We start from the raw sequence: 11,338 nt of genomic DNA, 5'->3' as shown, positions 1-11,338 counted from the left end.
AGACGTCCCGGCCCGGCGACACGGTTGCCCGGCTCGGCGGGGCAGCCGACGCGCCCGGACCCGCCGGCCCGGTGTCAGGCTCCCGCCGTCCAGTGCGCGGGACGGATGAGTGTCCCCGGCAGGGTGGTGCCGGCGCTTCCCCGGGCCGCGTTCAGCTGTGGCTGGGTGAGGAAGAACGCCCCGGTGAGATCGGCGTCCGTGAGGTCGGTGTCACGCAGGTCGGCGCCGATCAGGTCCGCGCCCCGCAGGTCGGCGCCGGTGAGGTCGGCGGCGATGAGGTAGGCGCCGCGCAGACTCACTCCGCGCAGGTCGGCCCCCTTGAGACGGGCACCCATGAGATCGGCGCCCCGGCGGTCCTTCCGGCGTCCGCGCACCCCGGACCGGGCCAGCTCGCTGGCCTTCAGCAGCAGCGCGTTGACATCCTGCCGGTGCGCGCCCACGTCCAGTTCCCCCAGCTCCTGCGGGGTCCCCCGGGTGAGCCGCTCCGTCGTCTCCAGCGCACGACGCAGGTCCGCGTGCACGGGGCGGGCCGCGGGCAGGGTGAGCGCCTCGGTCAGGTACCACAGCAGCTCGTGCAACTGCCGGACGACCGGGAAGACGTCGAACATGTGACGGGCCCGCTCCGGCGGCCCGGTGCGCCAGTCCTCTCCGCCGAAGGTGACCTGCGAGACCTTCTGCCCGGCGCCGAAGCAGTCGTACACCGTGCAGCCGCTGAATCCCTCCTGCCTCAGCCGCGCGTGGATACCGCAGCGGTGGTCCTCACGCAGGTTCCGGCAGGGCCGGCCGGCCTGCTTGTCCACCGCGAAGGCGGCGGAGGCGGTGAACGGCAGGGCGACGCAGCACAGCCCGAAACACTGTGCGCAGTCACCGCTCAGTCCGGGAAGGCCGGTCCTCGGTTCCGACATGCTGTTCAGCATACGGAACGCGGGACGACGGAACGCGGGGCGGGTGCCGGACCGTACCGCCGTCGGCCGGGCTCATCCGGTGAGGCCGGGCACCTCCGGACGGTCGAGCCGCTCGGGGTCGGCGAGGACGTACATGCCGGTGATGCGGCCGTCGGCGACGGTTCCGCGTGCTCCGCTCCCACCGCGCCGTTCCCGCCCGTCTCGTCCGTGCCGTCATCCGTCATCCGTCATCCGTCACCGGGAGAACAGCTCGAAGGCGACCGCGGGCCGGTCGCCGAACCGCTTGTCCGTCTCCCGGGCGTTCCCCGTCAGGAAGCCGCGCACGTACTCCTCGGGATCCTGGTCGGTCAGCGCCTCGATGTAGGCGCGGTGTTCCAGCAGCGAACGCACCGCCCTGTCCAGGCCGTCCGTCGCGTCCACGGCGTGGGTGGGGGTGCCGGAGCCCGCCACCGCGACCCAGCGGACCCCGTTCCAGGGTTCGAGGCCCCGCTCGGTCAGTTCCGGGAAGATCCACCGGTTGCCGGCGTCACCGGCCGCGTCGAGCACCGCGCGTCCGACGGCCACATGGTCCGGGGTGTTCCAGAAGGTGCCGCCCCAGGTGTCGCGGTGGTTGAGGGTGATGACCAGCTCGGGGCGGTGGCGGCGGACGGCGGCGGCGATGTCCCGGCGCAGGGCGGTGCCGTACTCGATGACGCCGTCCCGGTGGTCCAGGAACTCCACCGTCGACACGCCGACCACGGCCGCGCTCGCCCGTTGTTCCCGCTCCCGGAGCGGGCCGCACTCGGCGGGGGCCAGGGTGTCGATGCCCGCCTCGCCGCGGGTCGCCAGCACATAGGCGACCTCGCGGCCGGCGTCGGTCCAGGACGCGACCGCCGCCGAGCAGCCGTACTCCAGGTCGTCGGGGTGTGCGACGACGGCCAGCGCACGCTGCCAGTCGTCGGGCATGGGCTCGAGTTGAGCGGGTGTCACCTCGGTCATGCCCGCAGACTAACCTCCACCACCGACAACGCCCCGGGACGCGACACGGCACACGCGCCGGACCCGGCGCGCGGGTTCACACCTCGTCGCGGGCCATCGCCAGCAGCCGGTCCAGTACGCGGGGGCCGCCCGCGCGGATGCCGTCGTGCTCGAACTCGTCGGTGACCCAGGTACGCAGGCCGCGGATCGCCCGCGCGGTGCGCAGCGAGTGGGCCGTGTCGACGTACATGTCGTCGTGGTAGACGGCCGCCACGGCCGGGACCTCGTTGGCGGCGAGGCGGGCCGGGTCGTACAGGGGGGCCCAGTCGGTGCGGGCGGCGAGCAGTTCGGCGGTCTCGCGCAGCGGGCGCAGCGCGGGGTCGCAGTCGAACATCCAGGGGTGCACGGACTCGCCGGTGAACAGCACCGGGCCGTCGCCCGCGAGGGCCTTCTCCGCGTCGAAGCGCGGGAACTCGGCCCGGACCCGTTCGGCCGACCAGGCGGTGGGCCGGGTGCCCTGGCCGTAGATCGGCTCGTGGATGAGTGCGTACAGGGGGTGGCCCGCGTGCGAGAGCAGGCCCTGTGCCTGCTCCTGGAACGCGTCGGAGAGCGCCGGGCCCGCCGGGGTGGGGACGAAGGCGTCCTCCAGGAGGTGGTGCAGCTGGTGGCTGCCGTCGCCGCTGCCCAGTACGCGGCCCAGGGACTGGAACGCCTCGACGGTGAGCCGGTAGCCGTTCGGGAGGACGACCTCGTGGCCGAGGAGGTGCCCGGCGATGCGGCGGGCGCGTTCGACGTCCTGCGGGTAGCGGGCGTAGTGGGCGGCGACCTTGCGCTCGATGCGCGGGTAGGCGGCCCGGTAGACGTCGTCGGCGTGGGCGTCCAGGGAGGGCAGGCCGCCCGTGATCACGGCGGTGTCGAGGCCCTCGGGCGCGGTGGAGAGGTAGGCGACGGTGCAGAATCCGCCGAAGCTCTGGCCGAGGACGGTCCAGGGGGCGCCGCCGGTGACCTGCGGGCGGATCGCCTCGCAGTCGCGGACGATCGAGTCGGCGCGGAAGCGGGCGAGGTAGTCGGCCTGCTCGGCGGGGCCGCCGCGCAGCGGAAGCGTCTGCCGGTTGGCGGGGGTGGAGCTGCCGGTGCCGCGCTGGTCGAGCAGCAGGACGCGGTACTCCTTCAGGGCCCGGCCGAGCCAGGACGGCTTCCCGACGAATCGGTTCGCCCCGAAGCCGGGGCCGCCCTGGAGATACAGCAGCCACGGCAGGTCCTGGCCCGCCCGGTCGCCGGCGACGACCTCCCGTGCGTACAGCTCGATCGTCTCGCCCGAGGGCATGTCGTGGTCGAGGGGGACGGTGAAGCGGCGGTCGGTGAGGACGACACCGGGCTGGCGGTAACTGACGGTCAACAGGGCTCCCGGGACGAACGGACGGTTGGTCGGACGGACCGCGACCCAGTTCAGCACACGGCCGTCCGGCCGTCGGACCCGGGATCCCGGCATGCGTACAGGACCCGCTGGTCAGCGGGCCGACAGACTGGAGCGCCGGACGACGAGTTCCGGGCGCAGCACGACCCTGCGGTGTTCGTGGGGCGCGGGCCCCGTCGTCCCCGTCCCCGTCTCCTCGAGCAGCAGTTCCGCAGCCAGCGCACCCATCGTGACGGCGGGCTGGCGTACGGAGGTGAGGGGAACGGCCGCCGCGGCGGCGAACTCGATGTCGTCGTAGCCCACGATGGCCAGGTCGTCCGGGACGCCGACCCCGGCCGCGTACATCGCCTGGAGCACACCGAGGGCGAGCAGGTCGTTGGCGCAGAAGACGGCGGTGGGGCGGTCGGCGAGCCCGAGCAGCCGCGCGCCCGCGTCCCGTCCGGCGGCGACGTCGAGCCGCTCGGTGGGCAGTTCGCGCAGGGCCTGTGGGCCGAGTCCGGCCTCGGCGAGGGCGTTCAGCGCGCCGGTGCGCCGATCCCGGACCTGGTTCAGGCCGGGCGGCCCGCTGACGTAGGCGAGGGACCGGTGCCCCGCGTCGACGAGGTGCCGCACGGCCAGCGCGCCGCCGGCGACGTCGTCCACGGAGACCGAGCACTCGGTGGTGCCCTCCGCGACCCGGTCGACCAGGACGAAGGGGATGCCGTGCCGGCGGAAGGCCTCGATGTTGCGGCCGGTGGCGTCGGCCGGGGTGAGCAGCACGCCCCGTACCCGCTGCTCGGCGAAGAGGGAGAGGTAGTCGGCCTCCTCGCTCGCGTTCTGTGCGCTGTTGCAGACCATCACGCCGAGGCCGGCCGCTCGCGCGGCGCGTTCGGCACCGCGCGCCACGTCGACGAAGAACGGGTTGCCCATGTCGAGGACGAGCAGGCCCATGATCCGGCTGCGGCCCGCGCGCAACTGCCGTGCGGACTCGCTGCGGACGTAGCCGAGCCGGTCGATGGCGGACAGCACCCGGGCCCGGGTCTCGGCGGCGACCGTGTCCGGGCGATTGATCACATTGGAGACCGTGCCGACGGAGACTCCGGCGACTCGGGCGACATCCTTGATACCCACCGACTGGGCCATCGGGCAGGGACCTCCGAGGAGACGAGGGGTGGAAGGCGAGGGGCGGCCGGTGGTCGTTCACATTACCGGCCCGGCCGCCCCGCGGTCGGCGGCGGCCGGATCGGGCGGGACCGGCCGGCGGGGCGGAAGCCGGGCGGGGGTCAGGTGGGCAGTCGGAAGTCGGCGACGTGCAGCGCCGATGGGGTGGTACCGGTGGACCGTTCCTGGTACATGACCGACAGCACGCCGTCCTGGGCCGGCCGGGTCTCGTCGATCAGGACCTCGCCGAAGGCGTTCAGGCCGGCGCCGTCGTACAGCAGGGTCCAGTCGGTGTGGTCCGAGGCCGCGGAGGCGCCGGCGATCCGGCCGTAGGGGAGGACCGCGTAGGCGTTGTCGTACCGGTCGAGGAGCAGCCGGGTGCGCTGGCTGGAGTTCAGCGGGACGGGGATCTCGGTCTTGCGCCAGGTGCCGGCAGCGGTGCGGCGGACGTGGAAGGCGCGGCCGTTCGCGGTGCGGTCGGCGACGTAGTCGGTGGTGCACTGGCCGAAGCGGCCGGGGACGTAGCTGATGATCGCGTGCGGCCGGCCGGCGGAGTCGGTGGACTGGCTCTCCTGGTTCATCAGGGAGTGGTCCGCGTTCAGCGGGTCGACGACCAGGCCGGGGTCGGTGACGGAGACCCGGTCGGCGGTGCCGGTGGTGGCGACGGCGGTGCCCGCGTCGTTGCGCCAGGTGCGGCCCCGGTCGTCGGAGTGGACGTAGCCGGTGTCGTGGTTGGTGATGCCGCCGGGGCTGCACATGACGGCGCCGTTCTGCTCCCGCCAGGTGAAGAAGGCGTGCAGGCGGCCGTTGCGGTCGTAGTCGATGCCGTGCAGGTACATGTTGCGGGCGGTGGAGGAGCCGTGCTCGCTGCGGTAGGTGCCGGTGGAGGCGGTCCACTCCCCCAGCGCCGTCCAGCGGGTGCCGTCGTACTCGGCCAGCGCGTTGCGCCCGTTGCCCGAGACGCCGGCGCGATAGCTGAGCTGGAGCCGGCCCTCGGGGGTGGAGACGAACTGGGGGTAGGTGAACTGCGAGGTGAGGGCGAGGCCGTCGAGCGTGGACTGCGGGGCGCCGAAACGGCTCGCGGTCCAGCTCAGCCCGGACGGGTTGTCCATGAGCCCGGCGACGGACTTGACGTAGGTGAAGCCGTCGCTGTGGGAGTCCATGTGGAGGTGCAGGCTGCCGTCGGTCTTCGAGACGCCCATGGAGATGACGTTGTGGGAGTCGTTATAACGGAGTGTGTGGCCGATCCTGACGGCCTGCCAGGTGCTCGCGCCGAGGATGCGGCGGCCGACGACGGCGTTGCGGTCGGCGGTGTACCAGACGGCGTACTGGTGTCCCTTGTAGGTCAGCAGGCCGTTCTTCTGGAAGGAGTTGTTGTTGACCAGGCCGTCGTAGGAAACGAAGTAGACGGCCCGGTCGTCGAGGGTGGTGCGGCCGGCCGGGGTGACCGACGGGCCGGGGGCGGCGGCGCGGGCGGCGGCCCCGCCGAGAGCGGTTCCGGCCACGGCGCCGAGTGCGGCTCCGGCCAGCAGGGTGCGTCGTCTCATCTCGGGGCTCCTCGGGTGGGGTCCGTTCTCAGGCGAGGTGGAAGACTTCGGTGAGCGGTTTCATCGCCTCGTCCGGGCGGGCGCCGTCGAGGGTCTCGAAGAGGGGGGCCATCTCCGCCTGCCAGCGGGCGTTGACGTCGGTGGCCTCCATGGCGGAGCGGGCGGCCTCGAAGTCCGGGGTCTCGAGGTAGCCGACGAGGAGGCCGTCGTCGCGCAGGAAGAGGGAGTAGTTGTGCCAGCCGGTGGCCGAGAGCGCCTCGCACATCTCGGGCCACACGGCGGCGTGACGTTCGCGGTACTCGGCGATCCGGTCCCGGCGGACCTTGAGCAGGAAACAGACGCGCTGCATGAAGTACCGCTCCTTCAGTACGAGGTGACTGTGGCTCAGAAGTCGAAGTCGTCGATGTTCTTCGCGTCGAAGACGGTGGGCTTGCCGAGGTTGATCACGCCGTCCTTGCCGATGGTGTACTCGCCCATCGCGCCGGCCTCGAAGGTCTCGCCCTCCTTGCCGGTGATCTGGCCGGAGGACAGGGCGACCGCGGTGCGCGCGGCGAGTTCGCCGAGCTTGGCCGGGTCCCACAGCTCGAACGCCTCGACGGTGCCGTTCTTGACGTACTTGCGCATGTCGTTGGGGGTGCCGAGGCCGGTCAGCTTGACCTTGCCCTTGTACTTGGAGCCGGACAGGTACTGGGCGGCGGCCTTGATGCCGACGGTGGTCGGGGAGATGATCCCCTTCAGGTTCGGGTACTCCTGGAGCAGGCCCTGGGTCTGCTGGAAGGACTGCTGGGCGTCGTCGTTGCCGTAGGCGACCTTGACCAGCTTGATGTCCTTGTACTTGGGGTCCTTCAGTTCGTCCTTCATGAACTCGATCCAGGCGTTCTGGTTCGTCGCGGTCTGCGCGGCGGACAGGATCGCGATCTCGCCCTTGTGGTCGATCTGTTCGGCGAGCAGTTGGACCTCGGTGCGGCCCAGGTCCTCGCCGCTGGCCTGCGAGACGAAGGCGTTGCGGCAGTCGGCTGTGGTGTCGGAGTCGTAGGTGACGACCTTGATGCCGTTCTTCATGGCCTGCTTGAGCGCGGTGCACAGCGCGCCGGGGTCCTGCGCGGAGACGGCCATGGCGTCGACCTGCTGCTGGGTGAGCGTGTTGACGTAGGAGACCTGGCCGGCGGTGTCGGTGGCGCTGGAGGGGCCGACCTCCTTGTAGGTGGAGCCCAGTTCCTTCAGGGCCTTCTCGCCGCCCTTGTCGGCGCTGGTGAAGTAGGGGTTGTTGACCTGCTTGGGCAGGAAGCCGACGGTCAGGCCCTTCTTGGTGGGCGCGTCGGGGTCGGCCTTGCCGGCCGTGGCCGCCGGGCCGCCGCCCTCGTTCTTGACGTCGTCCTTGGTGGTGCCGCCGCAGGCGGTGGCTGCCAGGGCGAGGGAGGTGACGGCGGCGAGGGCCGCACAGGTCCGGCGGAGGGAGGACTTGCGCATGGTGGGTTCCTTACGGGCGAGAAGGACGGGCGGCGTGGACGGGCGAGGAGGATTCACGGGGCCTGGGTGGATGCCTTGGACACCGGTGGTGGAGCGGCGGACGCCGGTGGCGGTGCGGCCCGGCGTCCGGCACGTGCGGCGGAGATCTGCCGTGCGACGCGTGGGCCGAGCACGGAGACGACGAGCAGGACGCCGGTGACGACGATCTGCGACTGGGCGGAGACGTTGACGAGGCTCATGACGTTCTGCAGCGCGCCGAGCAGGAAGACACCCGCGATCGCGCCGCCGAGGGTGCCCTTGCCGCCGTCGAAGTCGATGCCGCCGAGCAGCACGGCGGCGACGACGGAGAGTTCGAGCCCGGTGGCGTTGTCGTAGCGGGCGCTGGCGTAGTGCAGGGCCCAGAAGACTCCGGTGAGGGAGGCCATCAGGCCGGTCAGTGTGAACAGGATCAGCTTCTGCCGCCTGACCCTGATGCCGGCGAAGCGTGCGGCCTCCTCGCTGGCCCCGATGGCGAAGAGCGAGCGCCCGAACGGGGTGGCGTGCAGGGCGACGACGGCGATCGCGAGCAGGACCAGGAACGGCAGCAGCGCGTACGGGACGAAGGTGTCGCCGATGCGTCCGGCGGCGAAGTCCAGGTACTGCGCGGGGAAGTCGGTCACCGCGTCGGAGCCGAGCACGATCTGTGCGATGCCGCGGTAGGCGGCGAGGGTGCCGATGGTGACGGCGAGGGAGGGCAGTCCGAGCCGGGTGACGAGCAGGCCGTTGACCAGACCGCAGAGCACACCGATGAGCAGGCAGACGGGGATGATCGCCTCGATGGTCATGCCCTGGTTCCACAGGGCGCCCATGACCGCGCCGGACAGGCCGGCGGTGGAGGCGACGGAGAGGTCGATCTCGCCGGAGACCACGAGCAGTGTCATGGGCAGGGCGATCAGCGCGATCGGCAGGGTGTTGCCGATCAGGAAGGACAGGTTGAGCGCGTTGCCGAAGCCGTCGACGGTGGTGAAGGACAGCAGCAGGACGACGACGAGCAGGGCGCCCACGACCGTGTCCCAGCGCACGGAGGGGGACCGGCCAACGGCGCGCGCGAGAGCGGAGTCAGCCATGGCGGGCGTTCCTCTTCTTCAGGGCGGTGGCCACGCGCAGGGCGACGATCCGGTCGACCGCGATGGCGAGGATGAGCAGGGTGCCGTTGATGGCGAGCACCCATACGGAGCTGACGCCGAGGGCGGGCAGGACGCTGTTGACGGAGGTCAGCAGCAGCGCGCCGAGGGCGGCGCCGTAGACACTGCCGGAGCCGCCGGTGAAGACGACGCCGCCGACCACGACGGCGCTGACGACGGTGAGTTCGTAGCCGGTGCCGGTGCCGGAGTCGACGTTGCCGAACCTGGCCAGGTACAGCGCGCCCGCGAGGCCCGCGAGGGCGCCGCAGAAGGTGTAGGCGGCGAGGATCCGCTTGCGTACGGGGATGCCGGCGAGCCGGGCGGCCTCGGGATTGGAGCCCAGGGCGTACAGTTCGCGGCCGCTGCCGAAGTGCTTCATGTAGTACGCCGTGGCCACGAGGACCGCGATCGCGATCAGGGCCAGGTAGGGCACGGCCGAAATGCCGCCGGAACCGAAGTCGACGAATTCTGTGGGGAGGTCGGCGGCGGTGATCTGGCGGGAGCCGACCCAGATGGAGTCGATGCCGCGGATGATGTAGAGGGTGCCGAGGGTGACGACGAGCGCGGGTACCTGGCCGAGGCTGACGAGCAGTCCGTTGAGCAGTCCGAAGCCGATGCCGAGCAGTACCGCCAGCGCGACGGCGACGACCGGGTTCCCACCGCCCTGGAGGTACATCCCGGCGGCGAAGGCGGAGATGCCGAGCGTGGAGCCGACGGACAGGTCGACGTTGCGGGTGATGACCACCAGGGCCTGGCCGGTGGCGACCAGGACCAGGATGGTCGCGTTCAGCAGCAGGTCCTTGATGCCCTGCTCGGACAGGAACTCGCTGTTGCCGGCCTGGGTGACGGCGATCATCACCAGGAAGACCAGCAGGATGGCGAGTTCGCGCACCTTGAACACGCGGTCGACCAGCCGGGTGCCGCTGGACTTCGCCGCCTCGACGACGGGGGTGGGGTCGGGGCTGACGACCGTCATGCGGCCCTCCCCGTGGCTGCGGCCATCACGGTTTCCTCGGTGGCGTCGGTGCGGGGGATCTCGGCGGTGATCCGGCCCTCGTGCATCACCAGCACGCGGTCGGCCATGCCGAGGATCTCGGGCAGGTCGGAGGAGATCATCAGCACGGCGACACCGTCGGCGGCGAGCTGGGAGAGCAGCCGGTGCACCTCGGCCTTGGTGCCGACGTCGATGCCGCGGGTCGGCTCGTCCACGATGAGCACCTTGGGGCCGGTGGCGAGCCACTTGGCGAGGACGACCTTCTGCTGGTTGCCGCCGGAGAGCGTGTTGACGGTGTCGGCGATCCGGGCGTACTTGACGTGCAGTCTGACCGCCCAGTCCAGGGAGCGGCTGCGTTCGGCACCCCGGTCCATCAGGCCGGCGCGGACGGTCGTACGCAGTCCGGTCAGGCCGATGTTGCGCTCGATGGACATGTCCATCACCAGGCCCTGGGCGCGCCGGTCCTCGGGGACCAGGGCGAGGCCGGCGGCCATGGCGGTGGACGGGGCGCCGTTGGTCAGCGCGCGGCCGTCGATCTCGACCTCGCCGGCGTCCCGGCGGTCGATGCCGAACACGGCGCGGGCCACCTCGGTGCGCCCGGCGCCCACGAGTCCGGCGAGGCCGACGATCTCGCCGCGGCGCACGTCGAAGGAGACGTCGGTGAAGACGCCCTCGCGGGTCAGCCGGCGTACGCTCAGGGCGATCCCGCCGGGGCGCACCTCCTGCTTGGGGTAGAGCTCCTCGAGGTCGCGGCCGACCATGCGGCGCACCAGGTCGTCCTCGGTCATGCCGTCCAGCGGTTCACTGGCGATCCGGGCGCCGTCGCGCAGGGTGGTGACCCGCCCGCAGATCTCGAAGATCTCTTCCAGGCGGTGGGAGATGAACAGGACCGCCGCGCCCTGTTCGCGCAGGGTGCGCACCACGCCGAAGAGGCGGGCGACCTCGCTGCCGGTGAGGGCGGCGGTCGGCTCGTCCATGATCAGGACGCGGGCGTCGAAGGAGAGCGCCTTGGCGATCTCGACGATCTGCTGGTCGGCGATGGACAGGCCGCGGGCCGGGCGGTCGGGGTCGAGTTCGACGCCGAGCCGCCGCATCAGGGCGGCGGTCGCGGTGCGGGTGGCCTTGTGGTCGATGCGGCCGAGAGCACGTCTGGGCTGCCGGCCCATGTAGATGTTCTCGGCGATCGACAGGTCGGGGAAGAGCGTGGGTTCCTGGTAGATCACGGCGATCCCGGCGTCGCGGGCGTCGCCGGGTCCGTGGAAGAGGACGGGCGCGCCGTCGAGCAGCACCTGGCCGGCGTCCGGCCGGTGCACTCCGGCGAGCGTCTTGATGAGGGTCGACTTACCGGCTCCGTTCTCGCCGGCCAGGGCGTGCACCTCGCCGGGGAACAGGTCCAGGGAGACGTCCCGCAGGGCGCGGACCGCGCCGAAGGACTTGGAGACGTCCCTCAGTGCGAGAACCGGGGCGGCCGGACCCGTGTCGGACGGGTGGGTCATGAGAGCTCCTCGACGACGTCCGGCGGGGCGGCCCTCGCGGCGTCGTGAAAGGTTTCAACTGGGTTGCCGGGACGTTAGGCGCGCGGCGCATGTCACGTCAATGGGTCCCGGTCGAAAAGGTTTCGACAGCTTCGGATCACTCCCTGGTCACGAAGGGCGGTCTTGGGCGGAGGGGTTGACACCTCTTCCGGGGCGCCATAACTTCCCGTACTGAATCGTTTCACTCCGTGGTCGATGAGGACCCGATGT

General features: G+C 71.6%; 10 protein-coding genes. All 10 read right to left on the bottom strand.

Annotation, left to right across the window (positions count from 1 at the left end):
* Positions 1-74: 74 nt before the first annotated feature.
* Positions 75-917 carry a pentapeptide repeat-containing protein gene (locus V4Y04_RS35605; protein WP_443080141.1) on the bottom strand — a complete coding sequence of 281 codons (843 nt, stop codon included), beginning with the start codon at positions 915-917 and terminating at the stop codon, positions 75-77.
* Between the two features lie 222 nt (positions 918-1,139).
* Positions 1,140-1,883 carry a PIG-L deacetylase family protein gene (locus tag V4Y04_RS35600; protein WP_332432401.1) on the bottom strand — a complete coding sequence of 248 codons (744 nt, stop codon included), beginning with the start codon at positions 1,881-1,883 and terminating at the stop codon, positions 1,140-1,142.
* A gap of 76 nt (positions 1,884-1,959) precedes the next feature.
* On the bottom strand, positions 1,960-3,261 hold the full coding sequence (locus V4Y04_RS35595) for an alpha/beta fold hydrolase (protein WP_332432400.1): 1,302 nt from the start codon (positions 3,259-3,261) through the stop codon (positions 1,960-1,962).
* 111 nt (positions 3,262-3,372) lie between these two features.
* The gene (locus V4Y04_RS35590) at positions 3,373-4,401 is read right to left on the bottom strand and encodes a LacI family DNA-binding transcriptional regulator (RefSeq protein WP_332432399.1); all 1,029 of its coding nucleotides are present in this window, start codon (positions 4,399-4,401) and stop codon (positions 3,373-3,375) included.
* Between the two features lie 140 nt (positions 4,402-4,541).
* On the bottom strand, positions 4,542-5,966 hold the full coding sequence (locus tag V4Y04_RS35585) for a BNR repeat-containing protein (protein WP_332432398.1): 1,425 nt from the start codon (positions 5,964-5,966) through the stop codon (positions 4,542-4,544).
* 28 nt (positions 5,967-5,994) lie between these two features.
* Positions 5,995-6,315, bottom strand: a complete 321-nt coding sequence (locus tag V4Y04_RS35580; protein WP_332432397.1) for an L-rhamnose mutarotase — start codon at positions 6,313-6,315, stop codon at positions 5,995-5,997.
* A gap of 35 nt (positions 6,316-6,350) precedes the next feature.
* Entirely contained in the window at positions 6,351-7,436 is a 1,086-nt protein-coding gene (rhaS, locus tag V4Y04_RS35575) for a rhamnose ABC transporter substrate-binding protein (RefSeq protein ID WP_332432396.1), read from the bottom strand.
* Positions 7,437-7,489: 53 nt separating this feature from the next.
* Positions 7,490-8,542, bottom strand: a complete 1,053-nt coding sequence (locus V4Y04_RS35570) for an ABC transporter permease (protein WP_332432395.1) — start codon at positions 8,540-8,542, stop codon at positions 7,490-7,492.
* A complete protein-coding gene (locus V4Y04_RS35565; RefSeq protein WP_332432394.1) occupies positions 8,535-9,575 on the bottom strand; it encodes an ABC transporter permease in 1,041 nt (346 codons plus the stop codon). Before V4Y04_RS35565 ends, V4Y04_RS35570 begins: the two co-directional genes overlap by 8 nt.
* Positions 9,572-11,089 carry a sugar ABC transporter ATP-binding protein gene (locus V4Y04_RS35560; RefSeq protein WP_332432393.1) on the bottom strand — a complete coding sequence of 506 codons (1,518 nt, stop codon included), beginning with the start codon at positions 11,087-11,089 and terminating at the stop codon, positions 9,572-9,574. The genes V4Y04_RS35565 and V4Y04_RS35560 overlap by 4 nt, the downstream gene beginning before the upstream one ends.
* Positions 11,090-11,338 lie beyond the last annotated feature (249 nt).

This window comes from Streptomyces sp. P9-A2 (genome assembly GCF_036634175.1).
GTDB lineage: Bacteria > Actinomycetota > Actinomycetes > Streptomycetales > Streptomycetaceae > Streptomyces > Streptomyces pratens.
The sequence above is the reverse complement of the archived record's forward strand: the minus strand, read 5'-3'. Positions and strand labels throughout refer to the sequence as shown.